General features: G+C 31.9%; 20 protein-coding genes. All 20 read right to left on the reverse strand.

Annotated elements, in window-relative coordinates; translation table 11 throughout:
* Positions 1-5 precede the first annotated feature (5 nt).
* On the reverse strand, positions 6-1,154 hold the full coding sequence (locus BTO05_RS08565; RefSeq protein ID WP_087492267.1) for a glycosyltransferase family 4 protein: 1,149 nt from the start codon (positions 1,152-1,154) through the stop codon (positions 6-8).
* Entirely contained in the window at positions 1,144-2,328 is a 1,185-nt protein-coding gene (locus tag BTO05_RS08570) for a glycosyltransferase family 2 protein (protein WP_087492268.1), read from the reverse strand. The genes BTO05_RS08565 and BTO05_RS08570 overlap by 11 nt, the downstream gene beginning before the upstream one ends.
* The gene (locus tag BTO05_RS08575; protein ID WP_157662561.1) at positions 2,319-3,833 is read right to left on the reverse strand and encodes an oligosaccharide flippase family protein; all 1,515 of its coding nucleotides are present in this window, start codon (positions 3,831-3,833) and stop codon (positions 2,319-2,321) included. The genes BTO05_RS08570 and BTO05_RS08575 overlap by 10 nt, the downstream gene beginning before the upstream one ends.
* 40 nt (positions 3,834-3,873) lie before the next feature.
* A complete protein-coding gene (locus BTO05_RS08580) occupies positions 3,874-4,383 on the reverse strand; it encodes an acyltransferase (protein ID WP_087492270.1) in 510 nt (169 codons plus the stop codon).
* Between the two features lie 36 nt (positions 4,384-4,419).
* Entirely contained in the window at positions 4,420-4,932 is a 513-nt protein-coding gene (locus tag BTO05_RS08585; RefSeq protein ID WP_087492271.1) for a GNAT family N-acetyltransferase, read from the reverse strand.
* Positions 4,916-6,004: an aminotransferase class V-fold PLP-dependent enzyme gene (locus BTO05_RS08590; RefSeq protein ID WP_087492272.1), complete on the reverse strand. Its 1,089-nt coding sequence runs from the start codon at positions 6,002-6,004 to the stop codon at positions 4,916-4,918. Before BTO05_RS08590 ends, BTO05_RS08585 begins: the two co-directional genes overlap by 17 nt.
* A gap of 5 nt (positions 6,005-6,009) precedes the next feature.
* Positions 6,010-7,101: a DegT/DnrJ/EryC1/StrS family aminotransferase gene (locus BTO05_RS08595; protein ID WP_087492273.1), complete on the reverse strand. Its 1,092-nt coding sequence runs from the start codon at positions 7,099-7,101 to the stop codon at positions 6,010-6,012.
* A gap of 7 nt (positions 7,102-7,108) precedes the next feature.
* The gene (locus BTO05_RS08600) at positions 7,109-8,125 is read right to left on the reverse strand and encodes a polysaccharide biosynthesis protein (RefSeq protein ID WP_087492274.1); all 1,017 of its coding nucleotides are present in this window, start codon (positions 8,123-8,125) and stop codon (positions 7,109-7,111) included.
* 16 nt (positions 8,126-8,141) lie between these two features.
* Positions 8,142-8,705, reverse strand: coding sequence for a hypothetical protein (locus BTO05_RS08605; RefSeq protein ID WP_157662562.1), 564 nt, complete (start codon positions 8,703-8,705; stop codon positions 8,142-8,144).
* Positions 8,706-8,721: 16 nt separating this feature from the next.
* Entirely contained in the window at positions 8,722-9,690 is a 969-nt protein-coding gene (locus BTO05_RS08610; RefSeq protein ID WP_087492276.1) for a Gfo/Idh/MocA family protein, read from the reverse strand.
* Positions 9,687-10,268: an acyltransferase gene (locus BTO05_RS08615; RefSeq protein WP_087492277.1), complete on the reverse strand. Its 582-nt coding sequence runs from the start codon at positions 10,266-10,268 to the stop codon at positions 9,687-9,689. Before BTO05_RS08615 ends, BTO05_RS08610 begins: the two co-directional genes overlap by 4 nt.
* Before the next feature lie 14 nt (positions 10,269-10,282).
* Positions 10,283-11,554 carry a nucleotide sugar dehydrogenase gene (locus BTO05_RS08620; protein WP_087492278.1) on the reverse strand — a complete coding sequence of 424 codons (1,272 nt, stop codon included), beginning with the start codon at positions 11,552-11,554 and terminating at the stop codon, positions 10,283-10,285.
* Positions 11,555-11,651: 97 nt separating this feature from the next.
* Entirely contained in the window at positions 11,652-12,512 is an 861-nt protein-coding gene (gene rfbD, locus BTO05_RS08625) for a dTDP-4-dehydrorhamnose reductase (RefSeq protein ID WP_087492279.1), read from the reverse strand.
* Positions 12,509-13,054 carry a dTDP-4-dehydrorhamnose 3,5-epimerase gene (gene rfbC, locus BTO05_RS08630; protein WP_087492280.1) on the reverse strand — a complete coding sequence of 182 codons (546 nt, stop codon included), beginning with the start codon at positions 13,052-13,054 and terminating at the stop codon, positions 12,509-12,511. The genes rfbD and rfbC overlap by 4 nt, the downstream gene beginning before the upstream one ends.
* 2 nt (positions 13,055-13,056) lie before the next feature.
* Positions 13,057-13,920 (reverse strand): glucose-1-phosphate thymidylyltransferase RfbA, encoded by an 864-nt coding sequence (gene rfbA, locus BTO05_RS08635; protein ID WP_087492281.1) that lies wholly within the window; start codon positions 13,918-13,920, stop codon positions 13,057-13,059.
* Positions 13,920-14,933 (reverse strand): dTDP-glucose 4,6-dehydratase, encoded by a 1,014-nt coding sequence (rfbB, locus tag BTO05_RS08640; RefSeq protein WP_087492282.1) that lies wholly within the window; start codon positions 14,931-14,933, stop codon positions 13,920-13,922. Before rfbB ends, rfbA begins: the two co-directional genes overlap by 1 nt.
* A gap of 5 nt (positions 14,934-14,938) precedes the next feature.
* Positions 14,939-16,045, reverse strand: coding sequence for a hypothetical protein (locus BTO05_RS08645; protein WP_087492283.1), 1,107 nt, complete (start codon positions 16,043-16,045; stop codon positions 14,939-14,941).
* Positions 16,046-16,048: 3 nt separating this feature from the next.
* Positions 16,049-17,740 (reverse strand): DUF6909 family protein, encoded by a 1,692-nt coding sequence (locus BTO05_RS08650; protein WP_087492284.1) that lies wholly within the window; start codon positions 17,738-17,740, stop codon positions 16,049-16,051.
* Between the two features lie 26 nt (positions 17,741-17,766).
* Positions 17,767-19,269 carry a GH3 auxin-responsive promoter family protein gene (locus BTO05_RS08655; RefSeq protein ID WP_087492285.1) on the reverse strand — a complete coding sequence of 501 codons (1,503 nt, stop codon included), beginning with the start codon at positions 19,267-19,269 and terminating at the stop codon, positions 17,767-17,769.
* A complete protein-coding gene (locus BTO05_RS08660; RefSeq protein WP_087492286.1) occupies positions 19,269-20,135 on the reverse strand; it encodes a M23 family metallopeptidase in 867 nt (288 codons plus the stop codon). Before BTO05_RS08660 ends, BTO05_RS08655 begins: the two co-directional genes overlap by 1 nt.
* Positions 20,136-20,154: the final 19 nt, after the last annotated feature.

The following is a 20,154-nucleotide window of genomic DNA, read 5'->3' on the forward strand; positions in this document are numbered from 1 at the left end:
AACACTTAACTTTTAAATAATTCTAAGTACTTTTCTGATATATCAGCCCAATTAAAATTTTTGCTATGCTCTATTGCTTTTTTAGACATGCTAATGTAATTATTTATAACACTATCTATTTTAGAAACCTCAGAACTTAGGTTTTTAATGTCAATTGCCGCCCCTACTTCGTTTTCGAGAAAAAAACCATCTATTCCTTGCCCTTTAGTATATAAAATAGGTAGACCTTGAGACATTGCTTCTACATAAACTAATCCAAAAGTTTCTGCTTTAGAAAGCATTACAAAAACATCAGCCCCTCTAAATAGGTCTTTTAATCGTAGCTTATCATAAATAGGTCCCAAATAATTTACCCAGTCATGTTTTTCTTCAAGACTTAGTATTTCGTAAGTATAATCACTTTCCGGCCCTATTATAGTATAATTGATGTCTATATTTCTTTTATTCTTAAATTGATTTAAAAAATGTATTGTTTCGTGGATATTTTTATTTTCAGAAAGCTCTCCTACAAAAATAAATTTAAGCGTTTTTAATGATTTTATATTATTTTCTTTTTTATCAGAATCTAACCAAAAATCACTAATTCCATTGGGTATAACTTTTGTTTTTTGCTGTAATTCGTTTATGTTTTTAGAAAACGTCTTGTTTTCTAAAAAAGAGAGATATGCAGGAGAAATGAAAATGATATTTTTTGCCTTATTTAAAATCTTGTTGGCGTAAAACCTGCAATGTATAAAATATTTGTAAAAAACATTAACGTCTGTATTTCTGACAGCTGTTATAAATGGAATGCCATATTTTTTACCAATTTTATATGCAACTCCACCATCACTGTACAAAAAATGAGCATGAACATTATCAATAGAACCCAAGTCTACTTTGGACTCAATATCTTTAAACACCTTACTTATCTTAGTAAAATATCTAAACCTTAAATCTTTACTTAAAATTGAGGAAAAAATAAACGTTACGTTTTTTAAAGACTTAAATTCTGCTTCTAACTGTTCCTTATTGTCGCATGACCTTCCCCTTTTCAAAGGCACATAAACTACTTGTATTACACCTTTTTTATCTAAGGCTTTTACTAAATTAAAATATAAACTAGTATAACAAAAATCGGAACAGATGTGTAAAATTGTCTTTTTACTTGTCATAAAATAAATCTAAATCTTTAAACCTTTCCTGCAATGCATCCACGGCATTATTGATGTCAATAATATTACTCTGCTTTTCTTTAGATAAGAATGTTATACCATACTTGGTTAGTAAATTCTTTACCAAATGCATAGCTCTAATGAAATGTATCCTTATGATGTTTATTTTAATCTTAGTTTTAAAAATAAAAGTTGATGTTTTTAGTTCACTACAATAAACTCTTATTGTACTCTTTATAGTCTTCTTATAATCTGGATTAAAAACAAGACATGATGCATATAAATAACTGTAATTAAAATTATCTACCTCCTTAATATCACTACGCTCCATACTTTTTAAAGCAGATTCAGCCCAAATTGTTGGGCCAGACCAATATTTAGGAACAAAAGCTGACCACTCACTAGATGTGTTTTTGGGTAAAAAAGGTTTATTTTCTAAACTTCCTTTATGTTCGTGTTTTGCGCCTTGTCCTGATGTACTTTTAACGCCAGCGCCAGTAATTACAATAGGGAAATCTATATACACTGCTTTTCTTAAGTGGTTTGCCAAAGCTATACTATTTGCCATATCTGGACTTGGCCCTGGAAAATAAGAATTCGCTTTTTCCTTAACTAAATCAAGAACCTCTTTTCTTACTATTCCATGATAAAGCCTTGGCAACTTTAACATATCTGTACAACCTTTTCTTAATACTTTTTTAAACTGATTTGAAACATCAATAGGTACAACATTATTTTTTGGTTTACTGAAGGTTAATGTGCCAGGATTGTTACTAAAAGAATATTTTCCTGATAAATCTGGCCATATATAATGTGCCTTATTAAAATAGGCAGAATCAATATTGTTTTTATCCAGCCACTCACATGTCTCTATTATTTGAGGAAGTACACCATCATCATCTCCCATGAAACAAATAAACTTACCTGTAGCATTTGATACTGCTAAATCACAATTGTCTATTACAGAAAGGTTCTCTTTTGTATGAAAGTACTTGATTCTGACGTCTTGCTCAACACCTAGATAATTTAAAAACTCATCATTATTTGGTGAGTTATCTTGTATTATTACATCAAATTTTTTTGAATTAAACGACTTTAATAATTTCAAAAAAGGAATCAGATACTCATATCTGTCTTTTGTGGGTATTATTATACTAAGTAGTTTTATATCCATGGAAGTTTATTTTTTAAAATACGGAATTTAGTGTAGAAAATTAATTTCTCGGTTCTCGTGAGAAAAATATAAAATGAAATAAGTAATGGTACAAATACTCCTATACCAAGCCATAACAGTTGTAGCAATCTACTGTCGAAAAATACTGGTATCGACTTAAAGCCAAATGTTATTAGGGTAATTAACAAGCCTGGATATATAAAAAAATTGAGGAAAATATTTTGCGTACTAACTAGTCTCAAAAACTTTAAATTAATTATATGTGTATAAATCAAAGTAATAATTATTTGTACCGCACAAAAAACTGAAGCCGCACCTATAGCTCCATACTTATTTGCAAAAATCCAGTATCCAGGAATGGTGATTAGTAAGCTAGCAATACCTATGTAATTGTTAAGTTTTGTATATCCGTTAGCAATTGCAATATTAAAAGGTATTATTGCAAGAGCAAGCATAGCCATTGCGGCAGACATTATAGAAACTATATGATATGCGTTATTTACTATTTCTTTGTTTTGTGTCCAAATCCATAGTATACTTTTAGAATTAAAGGCAATAGTAAAGGCAAATGAAAATACTATGATAATTACATATTTATAAGCTCTATAAAAAAGAAGTGCTCCCTTTTTTCTATTGTTATTGGTATAAAGCTTTGTTAGTCTTGGTAATATTGCTGCGCTAATCGTTGTTGTTATTGTAACTAAGCTATATGTTAAGGCTACTGCAGCTGTATAATAACCAAGGTTTTCGATACTTAAAATATTACTAATCGCTAGCTTATCCATCTGAGAATTTAATCCAGCCACTAAAGATATTAGCAACATTCCGGATGCAAATTTCCACACTTTCTTAAGTACAGATTTGTATATTTTTAATGAAAAAAAATCTCTCTTAGAAATACCAATTAATTTTAAAATCTGAAATCTTAAAATCAAAACATATATTGTAGTTATTATTGTTTGCCAGACAAAAAAGACTTCTAAACTTTGATAAAAATATAGTAAAATAACAACAGCTCCATTTCTTAAAATACCCCAAGAGATTAACAATGTATTGGCTCTAACTTGCTTTTCTAAACCAAGCATTCCTCCGATATAAAACTTAGATAAGAACTCAAAGCCAATGCTTACACTAATTATTTTTAAGTAATAAGAAACTTTATGTTCAGATATGTCTTTGAGGTTTATCCACTCATTTGCTATAAAATCTGCTGAAACGAATACAATCGCCATAATAATTATAGCTACGGCAAAATAACATGTCTCTAAAGTATTAAAAACCTTTATTTTATCTTCAGGACTGTTTTCACTTGAAGCAAATTCTCTAGACAACGTAGCAGTTAACCCTGAATCTAAGACGGCTAAAAGACCAACTATAACAAGTGTAAGGCTTATTATGGAATAACTTTCTACTCCTAAAAAGTAAATGTAAAGAGGTATGAATAAAAAATTGGATAGTATACTCCAGAACCTTCCTAATGCGTTTGCTATGATATTCTTAAGCACCTCTATTTTATTTTATAACTTAAAATGTATTCTGCTAGAGTTACAATCTAGACTTTATAAGTTTTGCAGGAACACCTCCAACTATTGAATATGTAGCAACATCTTTATTTACAAAAGAGTTGGCGGCAATTATACTACCTTTTCCTATTTTAACACCTGCTGATATTGTACAATTTGCGCTTATCCATACATTATCTTCTACAACTATTTTTTTTTCGATATTTTTTTGCTTTACCATAGGGGTATCTATATCTCCATAACCATGATTAAAAGCAACTAAAACACAATTTGGAGCGACCATAACATCATCTCCGATTATTATTCCTGATTCACTTCCGGATATTGTGCAGTTTTGTGCAATAGAACTGTTATTGCCCATTTGAAACTTCCCCGTGATTCTGACATTAGGGCTTATTGAAGAATTTTTGCCAATTAAGGCGCCTTTTCTCTTATAATATTTGACCCGCATTTTACAGAAAGCATATGTTCCCGGTAAAACCAATAAAAATGAATGCCATAATGCATCAAATAAAAACAAGATTCTTTTCATAGGTTTTAATATTGCTGTAGACTTTTAAATTAAAAGTTAAAAAAGATTACCTTTAAGTTCTATGCTTTCATAGTCTCTATTAAAATTAAAAGTCATAACACTTACTTTAGCTCCTTTTAAGCTTGGTCCTAATTTATTTGTGTCAATCAGTCTCCAACCGTTTTTCTCATAAAACTTAATTAAAGAATCTTTACATAACAATATACCAATTTTACTTTCAGTTTTTAAATACTCTTTCGTGTAATTCATTAATTGAGTACCCAATCCGCTTTTGTGTTTACTTTTAGATACACAAACATTCCCTATGCCAAAAACTTCAAAATTATCTTTATCAATAGTTATTTGTCTTACAACTAAATTTAAATAAGCTATTAATCTACTATTATACTCAACTATGACATGAATATCTTCATCATTAATATTGTTTTTTATCCAATCTAACTGATTCTGAAGTCCATAATTCCAGTTTTCATCTTTTATAGAACATATCGTCTCAAGCTCATCTTGAGGAGTATCTTTATGTTTTGTGTATTTAAAACTTAAAATCATTGTCTTCTAACCACCATCCGCATGGTAAATTTAATTGCGTTCTCTCGAACTCATCTACGCCTGTTAATCGAGTTGAAACATCTTTTTGATTATCCTTAAACACACCATAGGAATCATTTCTATGATGTAATTTACTAACATTAAAGCCTTTGTTTTTTAGCTCTTGATAAAGCATATCTCTTCTGTCACTAACTAAAGAATATACCCAGTAATTTGGATTAATCTCTAATCTATTCCCAACACTTTTAAAGTTATTATCTTTATTAAAGTACGCATCCCATTTTGTGGCATTTTCTCTTTGCTTAGTATACAATCCTTCTATATGCGAAAGTTGTGAATATCCAACTAAGCTAGAAATATTATCTAAGACCAGGCCTAAGCCTGGAATTTTAATGTCACAATTAGAGCTTATTTCTCCATTACTGTCTCTAAATTCTTTTCGGTTAATGCCAAAATCTCTTTTTAAAATTGCCTTTTTATACAATTCTTCATTATTAAATGCTATTCCAAAACCATTGACAGCGTTTGGAAGCCTTACAGCAGTAAAAGAAAAACAGACTATACTTGTATTTGTATTTCCAATTTTTTTATTCTTGTACTCAGCACCAAAAGCTGTTGATGCTTCTTCAATAACAACGACTCCGTGTTGATTTGCAATCTCGTTTATCTCATCTATATGACCAGGGTTTCCTCCCCAATGATAATGTAATATAGCTTTTGTTTTTGAAGTGATTTTAGACTTTAAATCATCTGGGGTTAGTGTCCCTGTAGATGGGTCTACATCTGCCCAAACAACCGTTGCACCTTTAACCGCTATTGGTTGATTAGTCATTAAGCAACTCATGGGAGAAGAGATAATTTCATCTCCTTGTTTTATATCTAAAACATCTAAAGCAAATAAAACTGAATTTCCAGATAGTGTTAAAATAAATTCATTACCAACATAATTCTTTAAACCCTGTTCAAACTTATTTGTAAACTCACCATAAGCTAATTGGCCCGAATTTAATACGCCTGCTATTTTTGCATTAACATCATCGGGCATAAAAACTTTATGTAGTTGCTTTGTCATGTTTTCTATGAATAAAAACGCTTTACGGCTTCAACAATTTTAGTTCTGTCATTAACTTCTAGCCACCATCCACAAGGAATATGAACCATTTTTTTTGTAAATGAATCTGTATGCTTTAAATTACTACTTTTAGAATTAAATATTGAGTGTAAATCGTTTCTTTTATGTAAATCAGAAACCATAATGCCTTCTGCAGCCATACTTTCAATAAACTCTTCTCTGTTTTCTACCTTCATTGTATAAAGCCAATAAGAAGGTTCTGAGTTTTCGTAATACTCAATAGTTTTAACACCATCAATATCCTTAAATTTTTCATCGAAAAACTTGCCGTTTTCAATATAAGGATGTACTAGTTTTTCTATTCTATTTAGCTGAACCAAGCCTATCTGAGCATTCACATTATTCATATGATACTTGTAGCCTTGGGTTGTAATATTATTTTCTTTTCTAGTTTTCTTTTTATCTAACCCAAACCATCTTATTATTTTGGCTTTTTCATAATCCTCTTCATTCCTAAGACATAGCATACCTCCATCAATAGTAGTCATGTGCTTAATAGCCTGAAAAGAAAACGTACTGTATTTAAAATGGTTTCCTATTTTCTTATTTCGGTATTTAGCACCAAGAGCGTGGGCAGCATCTTCTATGACAGGAATACCATAATCTTCTTCTATTTTTTGAAAAGCATCAATGTCTACTGGCATACCAGCGTAATGAACTATCATGATTGCTTTTGTCTTTGAAGTGATTTTTTTTATAACATCCTTAGGGTCTAAATTGCCTGTTCGATAATCTACATCCGCAAAAATTACTTTGGCTCCCGTTTGTAATATTGATGTATTTGTTGGTTCTGCAGTAATTGGTGTACTAATAACCTCATCACCTGCTTTTACTCCTGCTAAAATTAAAGCGATATGAAGAGCAGAAGTCCCTGAATTAACAGATACTGAATAATTATTACCTATGTACTGACAGAATTTTTCTTCAAAAGCATCTACAACTTTACCTTGAGCTATGTAACCGCTATACAAAACCTCTTCTAAAGCTGGTAATAATATTTCTTTTGGTGGTAATCCTGTTTTTACTAAAGGTATCATAGTTGTTTTATAAAGTCGCTAACTCTTCCTTAACATAATCTATTGTTAATAATAATTCCTTTAATTCTTCAACATTTAATTGTTTAGTATTATCGGAATTATATTCATTCTCTTGAAGCTTAGGTCCATCTTTCTGGACATATTTAGTGTAATTAAGGTCTCTCATATCTGCAGGAACACGGTAGTAGTCTTGCATGTCATCTGACTTGGACATTTCTTCTTTACTACATAATGTTTCATACATTTTTTCTCCATGCCTTGCACCTATAATTGTAATCTCATTCTCTGCTTTGAATAATTCTTTTAATGCTTTGGCAAGAGTTATAATAGATGCTGCTGGAGATTTTTGAACAAAAATATCTCCTGGGTTTGCATTTTTAAAGGCAAACATTACCAAATCTACAGAATCTGTCAATGACATCATAAAGCGTGTCATATCTGGATTTGTAATTGTTAAGTTTTTTCCTTCTTTTATCTGTTTTATAAACAGAGGTATTATAGATCCTCTTGATGCCATTACGTTTCCGTACCGAGTGGCACAAATAATACCTTCGTTTCGCCTTACTCTAGTATCTCGAGCTTTAGATATTGCTAATTTTTCCATTAAAGCCTTAGACATACCCATTGTGTTAATTGGATATACTGCTTTATCGGTACTTAATACAACTGTTTTCTTTACGTTGTTATTTGCTGCGGCTTCTAGTACGTTTTCAGCACCAAGTATATTTGTTTCTATAGCTTGAAGGGGATAAAACTCACAAGAGGGGACTTGCTTTAAAGCTGCGGCATGAAATAGATAGTCAACACCATCCATGGCTCTATTAATACTATTAAAATCTCTTACATCTCCAACAATAAAGTTTAACTTATCATTTTTGTAATGAATACGCATGTCTTCTTGCTTCTTTTCATCTCTGCTGAAAATTCGGATTTCTTTAATATCAGATTTAAGAAATTTTTCTAAAACTGCATTTCCAAAAGAACCTGTTCCTCCTGTAATTAGTAATATTTTGTCTTTAAACATCTTTTATAAGCTAATTTTAATACAACTCTACTTCTGCTTCTGGTTGAACAATTTTTTCAGTTCGTTTATCATACAGCTGCAAAACTATTTTATCAAACTCTAAGGTATTATCTGACAGTCTCATTGAATAATAATATCCATTAGCTCCTTTTTGAGTTTTGGTTAAGTCTTTGATGTACCAAGTGTCAAAATTCAATCCAGGCTTGTTCGTTTTTATATAGTCAGTCAAATCCTCAAGGTCTGATGGATAGGTTCTTAATATAATAACATAATTGTCTTTAACTACTTGGGGTAAGTCTTCAGTTATTCTGACTACCGCATAAGTTCTTGTTGTTGGTTCTTGAAAAACAGAAACTCCGGCTATATTTATTACTTCTCCAATAGCTTTATCAACCCTAGCTTCTTCTGATTTCTTGTTGGAATTTATGTACTCTAAAAGCGTAGTAATTGGTTTTATTTCTTCTTTAGGTTTTTCTGTTTCTACAATTTTCATTATTGGCTTTTCTTCTTCTTTTTTCTTTTCAGAATTACAAGAAAACATTAATGAAATTAGGGTGAAAATTAATAAGCTTCTTTTCATTATTCTATTATTAAAATTATTTTTTAAACGGATGTGTTGCTAATTTTTTTCTAGCAAATGGATGATAATCTCCAATTAAACCCTTTGGCTCGGCATGTCTAATTTGATGAACTATCTCAATAGCTTGTCTTGCATCTTCTAAACCATATCCATTTCCGTCAAGAATATTCTCATAAACACGATTATGTAAATCTGTAAATCCCCCACTAAATTCCAACTCTTCTCCTTCAATTGTTATAGATCTAAAAGTTCTTTGCCCTTTTGCTTTTATTTCTTCTGGCAAAACGTCTTCATTAATAGATAAGAACCATCTCACTCTAGCTCTTTCAAGCTCTAGGTATCCTGCTGCTCTATCGTGTTCGTGAATATGTACTGTATTCTGTTTAACATCTCCAAAAATCCATGATAACATGTCGTAAAAATGTACACCGATATTGGTAGCTATACCTCCCGATTTAGACATGTCTCCTTTCCATGATGTGTAATACCAATTTCCTCTAGATGTTAAGTATGTTAGATCAACATCAAATATTTTTTCCTTAGGGGCGGCATCAATTTTCTTTTTTAAATCTATTATACTTTGGTGTACTCTTAATTGTAAAATGTTATATACTTTGTTTCCAGTTTCTTTTTCAATTTTACTTAAGGCGTCCACGTTCCAAGGATTCAAAACCAATGGTTTTTCACAGATTGCATCAGCGCCTCTTCTTAAAGCCATTCTAATATGGGAATCATGTAGATAATTTGGTGTACAGATACTTACATAATCAATATTAGTTTTTTCCTCGTATTTGAGTTTTTCTAAATGTCTATCAAAACGCTCAAATTCCACAAAGAAATCTGCTTTAGGAAAATAACTATCAATTACACCTACACTATCAAATCTATCATATGCTGCAAGCAAATTATTATTGGTATCTTTAATTGCCTTTAAATGTCTTGGTGCTATATAACCTGAAGCTCCTAGTAATGCAAAATTCTTCATTTATTTTTTTTAATCTTAACAACTTTATTGTTTTGTAGCTGATAAACTTCTTTGCTTTCTTGACATATCGCAACTCCATTATCATTAAAACTTAATCTATGACCATACTCACTAACCCAACCAATTTGTTTTGACGGATTTCCAACCACTAATGCATAGTTCAAAATTTCTTTTGTAACAACAGAGCCGGCACCAACGAAAGCAAATTCACCAATATCATTTCCACAAACAATTGTAGCATTGGCACCGATTGAAGCTCCTTTTTTAACGATTGTTTTTAAATACTGATTTCTTCTATTTACTGCGCTTCTTGGGTTAATTACATTTGTAAAAACCATTGATGGCCCAAGAAAAACATCATCTTCACATATTACTCCAGTGTAAATTGAAACGTTGTTTTGAACCTTTACATTATTTCCCAATACAACACCTGGAGATACAACTACATTTTGTCCAATATTACAATTTTCACCGATTATGGAGTCTGGCATTATATGAGAAAAATGCCATATTTTGGTTCCTTTTTTAATTGTAACATTATCGTCGATTACAGCTGTTTCGTGAGCAAAATATTCCATATTTTCTTTTACTTTTATAATCTCTTATCAGCTATTTCTTTAGACAAACTGCCTTTGACATCATACACGACACCAGTTTTGCTTTTTATCTTATTGAAATCTAACTCCAGATATTTCCTGTGAGCAACAACATGAACAATTACATCATATTCTGATTCAATACTAGATATCATTTCAATACCATATTCATTCTTTACTTCATCGTTATCAGCCCATGGGTCATAAACGTCTACGTCCATGCCATATTGCCCGAGCGACTTGTATACGTCTATTGCTTTTGTGTTTCTTATATCTGGGCAATTCTCCTTAAAGGTTATTCCCAACATTAGAACTTTAGCCTTTTTAACTGGTATATCACTCATAACCATTAATTTAAGAATTTCTGTAGCAACATACTCACCCATACTGTCATTTAAACGACGCCCTGCTAGGATAATTTCAGAATGATACCCAACTTCTTGTGCTTTTTGGGCCAAATAAAAAGGATCTACACCAATACAATGCCCTCCAACTAAACCTGGTTTGAAATAAAGGAAATTCCATTTTGTCGCTGCTGCCTCTAAAACATCATGAGTATCTATTCCAAGCTTATTAAAAATTATGGCTAACTCATTAACAAAAGCAATATTCACATCTCTTTGAGCATTCTCTATTACTTTAGATGCTTCAGCAACTTTTAGTGTTGGGGCTAGGTGAGTTCCTGCAGTAATTATAGATTTATATAAATCATCAACTACCTTTCCTATTTCTGGTGTTGAGCCTGATGTAACTTTTTTAATATTAGCAACTGTATGGGTTTTATCTCCTGGATTAATTCTTTCTGGAGAATACCCACAATAAAAATCCTTATTGAATTTTAAACCACTATGCTTTTCCAGTACCGGTACACATTCGTCTTCCGTAACTCCAGGATATACTGTTGACTCGTAAATAACAATATCGTTTTGTTTTAAAATCTTTCCCACTGTCTCTGAAGCTTTTACAAGTGGTGTTAAAATAGGCCTGTTATTTCTATCTACTGGAGTTGGCACAGTTACTATATAAATATTAGAATCTTTGATTTCGTTGACATCAAAAGTGAGCTTTAATCCAATCTTTCCGTTTGTTACTAATACTTTAGACAAATCATTATCGCTAACTTCTAATGTGCTATCGTGGCCTTGATTAAGTTCGTTTACTCTATCTTGATTAATATCAAAGCCAACTACCTTATACTTTTTTGCAAATTCAACTGCTAACGGAAGGCCCACATAGCCTAAACCAATAATTGCAATTTTATATTCCATATCTTACTGTAATGTAAATTATAAATGTCTTTTGATATACAAAAGAATTCTTGTGCGACTGCAAATATCGTTTATTTTTAAAGATATTCTAAAAGAGTTATTCCTTATTCTGAGTTAAGTTGAAATTGTGAAGGGCATCTTTCCAACTATTAATCTTGAAATTAAATATCCTCTCCGTTTTAGATGTGTCTAAAACACTATATTTTGGACGTTTGGCAGCTGTTGGATATTCAGATGTTTTAATAGGTTTTATGGCTACTTTGATATCCCATTTCCTGAATATCTCTTCTGCAAAACTATGCCGACTAGCTTCGCCTTTGTTACAAAAATGATATACACCAAAAGTTTTGCTTCCAGAGTCAATAATTTTACAAATAAAATGAGCTAAATCATTTGCGTTAGTTGGGCATCCAATTTGGTCTTTAACAATTCTTATTTCATTGCTGTTTTGTGCCAAATCTAGCATTGATTTAAAGAAATTTTGATTGTATTGAGAATATAGCCACGACGTTCTTATTATAAAATAAGTCTCCAAATATTCAATAATATTATCTTCTGCTTCGCTCTTTGTTTTTCCGTAAACTCCTAGCGGGTTTTTACTGTCTGTTTCTAAATAAGGCCTTTTTGATTCTCCATCAAAAACAAAATCTGTAGAAATATGAACAAGGTTAACATTGTTTTCTATACAGGATTCTACGAGATTTAAGACCCCAATAGTATTAATATTTTTGGCTATTATTGGTTCTGTTTCTGCTTTGTCTACTGCAGTGTAGGCGGCACAATTAATACAATAATCGTACTCGGTTTTTTTAAAATTACTTTTTACAGATTTAATGTCAGTGATATTTAAGTCTTTAGAGTTTTTAAACACAAAAGAAATTCTAGAATATTCCTTTTCTATAGCTTTAAGACACTTAGCTAATTGGCTGTCTTTACCTGTAACAAGCACTTTTATCATGACTCTACCTCTTTAAATTGTGGTAGTAATAAATCCTTTTCTGATATGATAAGGTCTTTTTTTGAAGCATTCCAGTCGATGGCTAAGCTAGTATCGTTATAAATAATACCAGATTCTGCCTCTTTGTTATAATAATTGTCACACTTATAGTTGAAAATTGTATCGTTTTCTAAAACCAAAAAACCATGAGCCAAACCTCTAGGAATAAACAATTGAGTTTTATTTTCTTCCGATAATTCAATTGAAAAATACTGACCATACGTTTTTGAGCTTGGTCTAACATCTACTACAACGTCTTGAACAGCTCCTTTTACAACTCTAACTAATTTTGCCTGAGCAAATTCTCCTTTCTGAAAATGTAATCCACGAAGAACTCCTTTAGATGATGAAGACTCATTATCCTGAATAAAATTCACAGGTTGATGAGTTAACTTTTCAAACTTAGCTTGATTGAAACTCTCATAAAAGAATCCTCTTTTATCTTTAAAAAGTTGAGGCTGAATAATAAAACAACCTTCTATAAGTGTGGGTTTTACTATCATTCTTAATTGTTAACAAGGCTAAGCAAATGTTTGCCATAACCACTTTTAATAAGTGGTCCTGCAAGCTTTTTTAATTGGTTTGAATCTATATATCCCATGGAAAAAGCAGCTTCTTCTATTGCGCCAATCTTTAACCCTTGGCGTTCTTCAATAACCTCAACAAATTGTGAGGCCTGTAATAATGATTGAAACGTACCTGTGTCTAACCAAGCAGTACCCTTATCCAAGATACTTACTTTGAGTTTTCCTTGTTTTAAATATGACTTGTTTATATCTGTAATTTCAAGCTCGCCTCTTTCACTCGGTTTTATCTGTTTAGCGATTTTTACAACATTATTGTCATAAAAATATATGCCCGGAACTGCAAAATTGGATTTTGGTTTCTTAGGCTTTTCTTCTATTGACACTGCATTTTGGTTATTATCGAACTCTACTACACCATATCTTTCGGGATCATGTACATGGTAGGCATAAACAATTCCGCCGTCTGGATTATTATTTTTTTGAAGTAGTTCTGATAGTCCTGTTCCATAAAAAATATTATCACCTAAAATTAATGCTACTTTATCATTACCAATGAAGTCTTCTCCAATGACAAAAGCTTCAGCCAAACCATTAGGAGTTGGTTGCTCTGCATATTCAAACTTACAACCTAATTGCTCTCCTGAACCAAGTAATTTTTTAAAAATCGGTAAATCTTGAGGTGTTGAAATGATTAATATTTCATTAATGCCAGCCCACATAAGTGTAGATAAAGGATAATATATCATTGGCTTATCGTAAATAGGCATTAATTGTTTACTTATCGCCAATGTTAGCGGATGTAAACGCGTGCCAGAACCACCTGCGAGAATTATTCCTTTCATTAATCTGAGTATTTATTAATATAGCAATGTACAGTTTTTAAAATGCCCGTTTCAAAGTTTTCTAAAGCCCGCCAACCTAATTCAGTTTCAATTTTAGTAGCGTCAATAGCATATCTAAAATCGTGTCCCGGTCTATCTTTTACAAAGGTAATTAAATCTTTGTATGGTTTTTCTTTGGGTTTTAAGTCATCAAGAATGCTGCAGATTTTGTGTGCTATGTATAAATTATCTCTTTCGTTTTTACCACCAATATTATAGGTTTCTCCTGCTTTTCCTTTTTGAAATGCCATGTCAATACCTTTACAATGATCTAATACATACAACCAATCTCTAATATTTTTTCCATCTCCGTAAATAGGAATTTCTTCATTATTTAAAGCCTTGCGGATAATGGTTGGTATTAATTTTTCATCGTGCTGTTTTGGTCCATAATTATTACTACAATTTGTTGTAACGACATTCATACCATAGGTGTGAAAATAACTTCTTACCAAAAAATCTGATGATGCTTTTGACGCACTGTATGGACTGTTTGGGGCGTATGGTGTAGTCTCTAAAAAAAGACCGCTATTACCTAAAGTGCCATAAACCTCATCTGTAGAAATGTGATGAAACCTATTGTTTTCGTAACCTTTTTTGAATTGAAATGGTGCGGTCATCCAATGACTACGTGCCACATCGAGTAATGTAAAAGTGCCTAATATATTGGTGCTTATAAATGTATCTGGGCTTTCGATAGAGTTATCCACATGAGACTCTGCGGCAAAGTGAATAACATGGTTAAAATTATACTTACTAAAAAGACTCCTTACTAATTTTTTATCGCAGATATCACCTTTTATAAAAGTGTAATTTGGCTTATTTTGAACCGAACTTAAATTAGAAAGTTTGCCAGCGTAGGTGAGCTTATCTAAGTTAATTATGCTACAGTCGGGATACGAATCTAAGTAATATTCTATAAAATTTGACCCTATGAATCCCGCACCACCCGTTATGAGAATTGAATTATTCAAAACAACTATTCGAGTAACTTTTCTTTGCTTCCATACTCTTTGATATATTTTCTGACACTTAGGCTTCTAAGGACAAAAAATAGTAAAACGATAAGCATAGATATAACTGGAATTTTGAACTTTAAATCTTTATAATTATTACTGACCAAGGTTGGGCTCTCAAAATCTTTCTGAAGCTCAATAATATTTTGTTTTCTTAACAACTGAGCCTGTAACTCATTTAATTTTTGCTTATTATTTTGTTGTATTTGAAATAACTCAAATTCTTTCGTGTTTATTTTATCTTTATTGTTCGCCAAATTAAGATTCAGAGTGCTTTGTCTAGAATTATCTGAATTTTCATATGCACCATAGTATTTGTTTAAAATCTCAAAGTACTTGACCTGTAAACTATCAGATTTATTTATTATATCCTGAGTGATTTTAATTTCATTCTTTATATTTTCAATTGTCTCTCCTTTTTCATTTAAGAAAAAGGGACTTTTATTGATAGATGTTATTATTGATTCAGATAAGTCATCATAAATATTAGGACTCATCGATGTAACTGTGATATTCTGGATTGATGAGGAACTTAAATCTACATTTCTCAAATAAGAGTCAAAAGATGGTTTGTCTATTGAGTCCATTTCTTTAATATATCGAGTATACTCTTCTAAAAGTTGATTTTTATTTCTTAAGCCTGAAATAGAAAACTCAGTTAAATTAACAACCTTATCAATGGATAAGTTCAATTCTTTAGATAGGTTTATAGAATCAGCAGCTTCAGCTAAATTATTAAGTCGGCTTATGTTTGAATATAATACATTTCCAGTATTATAATTTTGTTTTATAAGCATTGAGGCTCTGTATTGTTTTTTACTTGTTTTGTCTAATAAGTAAGGAATTGCAAAACCTAAAACCCCTGCCAAACCAATAATAATAAAATGTTTCGCTATAACATTAATTATTAAAAATAAGAAAACCACTAATTTTCCTAGAGCATACATTAAAAAGCCAAACAACTTAGAAATTAGCGCTCCTAGTTTTTTAAATAATTTTTCTATGTAAACAAATATCTGTCCTAAATCCACTTCTTCGTTTTGTGGTGTTGGTTTATTATTTTCACTCATAATTTATTGATTAAAAATTTGTTGCAATATCTTTTTTGTTATAACATACGTTGGTTTTACGCCAGTTGACCCTAATCCTCCAGATGCTAGTGTACTCCCAGTTTCTAATGGATTATCACTTGCGTAATAGGCATAACGTACTTTTACATCTTCATTAATGCTGCCTCTTACTTTAGATGCTGCTTGTATTGCTTTTTGGTAATGAGCGCCCTCCATTTCTAAACCAATAACATTCCAAGTAGATTTCTTGAAGAACTTTAAAATTTCTTTGTTTTGAAGCGACGTTCCTAAAACGGTTATCATCGAGCCTTCGTATACATCAACGCCACAATCTACCATATCTGTTTTACTTAACTCATTTTTAAATGGATAATTATCTGCAGTTCCCTCAAAAATATGTGCAGAAGGTATCATGACATCACCTTTACCGCCTTGGAGAATTCCTGATTTTCCCATAATCGAGATAGATTTTACATCTAAATGTACTTTTTTACCATCTACAGAAACTGGTTTTAAAAGCTCGTCCATTGTCTCATAAGCTTGCTCCCCAAAAGCATAGTCCATAACGATAATTACAGCATTATTTTCAGGATTTTCTTGAGTATAATCAAAGTTTACCTTAGAAAAATCTATAGTAGCTGCATCGAAAATCTGAACATCAATATTTGTACCTGATGTGTCTTTTATAAAGGACATTCCGTTTTTAAAGGCATGGGCTTCTACCTTGCTTCTCATGGCTTTATTTTCAGATTGACTTAAATCTTCAAAAACCTCATAAATGTCTTTTTTACCTTTTGACGATTTTAAACTTACCTCAGCAAAAAGTGAGTTCATGACACTATGCATATTGGCACTAATTATATGAATAGGTCGCTTAATTAATCCTCTTTTATACAGTTCTGCTTTAATATCGTCTGCCCAAAATTCCCCATGAATATGATGACCTAAACGCTCCCTTAAAACTGGGCTAAAAGTCACAGTACGTTTATTATTATTCACTGCTTCTTCAATAGCTAGTTTACCTAACCAATAGACAATATTTAAAAAACGTTCTGGTTGAGTGTCGCTAGCAAATTCTGAATATGTCTCAGAAATTTCGTTGAATGTTCTTCCTAAGATATGTGCTGTATGTGTTATAGCTATTTCTCGCTCTTTTTGTGTTAATTTTTTTCCTTTATTAACAGCAGATTCTAGCTTTCCCCAATCTCTGATAGTTGTTCCTTTGTCATCAATTAAAACGCGCTTACTTATCTTGTGAGACTCTACAAAAAGAAATGTCAAATGTGTTAGAATATCATAAATTTCAGAACGTCCACGGGTAATTTCAATATTCATTTGCTCGGCATCAATTCGGTAGCAATTACGTCTTCGTTTAGGAGGAATTATAGCTTTAAAGTGAGAATCGCCGTAACCTTCGTCACTGGTAAGATTAATAAAAGTACACTCTTCAATACCGTGTGGTAAGCGATCTATAACATACAAAAGACCTTCTAACTCAGCTTTCTCATCTGCTATAGAGCCATAAATCTCTGGTCTTAACAGCAATAATGCCTCTCTAAGAGTTTCTCCAGAAACACCCATTGGCTTATAAAAACCTCGATTAAAAAGGTGTCGCATAGTTATATACATACGCTCAATAGCATTTGAGCTTTGTTGCGCACGCGTTCTTTTATGTATTTTTCTAGTGTTATTCATGCTTGTATTTAACCTGCAAATATAAACTATTTAACCATTTTTGTTTCATAGAGTGTTTCTGCAATCTTTCGGTCATTAGCCAATCTTGGTATTTTATTTTGTCCTCCTAATTTACCAATAGATTTCATATAATTTTTAAAACCTTCTTTTTTGATTCTTGTTATTTTTAATGGCTGCAGGACATTTCCGATAATTAAATCTTTGTAATAACTATTTTGACTTTGTAAAGATGTATCAATCGTTTTTGAGAAAATCTCAAAATCTTCAGGCTCATTTTCAAACTCTATAAACCATTCGTGAAACGGTAAACCATCTTCAGGATTAATTTGTGGGGCTACTGTAAACTCATTTATTGAAGCATTTGAATTACTAATAGCTACATTAAGTGCTTCCTCTACTTCCTTTCCAATAACATGTTCTCCAAAGGCTGAAATAAAATGTTTTATTCGTCCAGAAACAATAACCCTGTAAGGCAAAGTACTTGTAAACTGAACCGTGTCGCCAATATTATAAGCCCAAAGTCCAGCGTTTGTAGAAATAATCATCACATAATTCACACCCAACTTTACATCTTTGATGGTAATACGTTTTGGGTTTTCCTGAAAAAAATGCTCGGCTTCTATAAACTCGTAAAACATACCTGAATTAAGTTGAAGCAGCATGCCTTTTTCGTTTTGTTTGTCTTGAAAAGCAAAAAATCCTTCACTTGCTGGATACAGCTCAATACTATCTACTTTTCGGCCTATTAAATTTTCAAATTTTGCTCGATAGGGTTCATAATTTAAACCTCCAAATATAAAAAGGTTGAAGTTTTTAAAAATGTCGCCAACCTTTTTATCCGTCTTTTCTATGAGTCTTTCAAAATACATTTGTACCCATGACGGAATTCCCGAAATAATCGTCATATTTTCTGGTAAGGTCTCTTCGACAATAGCATCAACCTTAGTTTCCCAATCTTCAATACAATTAGTTTCCCAACTTGGTAATCTATTTTTTTGTAAATATTTTGGGACGTAATGCGCTACAATTCCCGAAAGTCGACCAAGTTGAATGCCTTTCTGCTCCTTCAAAATAGGACTTCCTTGAAGAAATATCATCTTACCATTTACAAACTTAGTTTTTCCTGTTTCATTGATATACATCAAGATGGCATTCCTAGCCGCTTCGACATGACTTGGCATACTCTCCTTTGTAATCGGAATATATTTTGAACCTGAAGTTGTCCCTGAAGTTTTTGCAAAATAGACGGGTTTTCCTTTCCAAAGTATATTTTCTTCACCTTCAACAACTCTATCTACATAGCTTTTTAAAGCCTCATAATCTCTTACCGGAACACGTTTAACAAAATCTTCGTGGTTATTGATACTTATAAAATCATGGTCTTTACCAAAAGCTGTACCAGCCGCATCAGAAATCAGTTGCTTAAAAACCTTTTCTTGAGTTTCGATAGGGTTTAGTGACCATTTTTTTATGCCTTTTGCGACAATCTTGGCAAATGGTTTTGCCGCTAATGCTTTTATAGAAATCATTATTGAAAATCAATAAAATTAGTTGGATCTATTGGATAACCTTTGCTCCAAAGCTCAAAGTGTAGATGAGGTCCTGTACTTAACTCACCTGTGTTTCCTGATAGAGCAATCACTTCACCAGCTTTAACTAAATCGCCCTGCTCTTTTGTTACAGAGCCATTGTGCTTATATACAGAAATTAGCTCATTGCTATGTTCTAAAATGATAACATAACCTGTAGAAACAGTCCACTCTGCAAAAATAACAATGCCATCTGCTGCTGCTTTTACGGGTGTAGTTTCAGGAATTACAACATCGACTGCAAAATGCTTTTCCTCTAGATTATAGCCTTCGGAAATGGTTCCATTTACGGGTGGAAATAATACAAAATTTGAGCTGTTGGTCTCAGAGTCAAATAAGTTGTACTTATCCTCTTTGTCAGCTTTTGCTCTAAGTAAAGAATCTTCTTTATTTGGAAAAATATCTTCAATATCCTCAGCTTTTGCGGCTTCTATGATTGAATCTCTGTTAAATTCTGCGCTAGACACATCTCCTGTAAGCACCTTTTTTATTGAAGCATAATAACGGTCGTTAAATAATAGCTGTTGCTGTAAAGAGTCTGCTTTATAAGTTAGTTCTGTTGCTTTTTTCTTAAGAGACGTTGAAGAGTATCCTGGGATATACTCACGTAATGGTGTGTAAGCAATTAAAATCGTGGTAAAACTAACCAACAAAATCCCCGACAATGCTACTAAAACAAATACGTTGAGACGATTTAGTTTAATGGCATAACGCTCCTCAAAGGTGTCTTCATTCAACACCACCAAACGGTATTTGTGAAGTAGTTTTTTTTTGAGTTGCTTTTTCTTTTTCTCTTTTTTAGCCATGGGTTAAACAAAAATATAT

This window comes from Winogradskyella sp. PC-19 (assembly GCF_002163855.1).
GTDB lineage: Bacteria > Bacteroidota > Bacteroidia > Flavobacteriales > Flavobacteriaceae > Winogradskyella.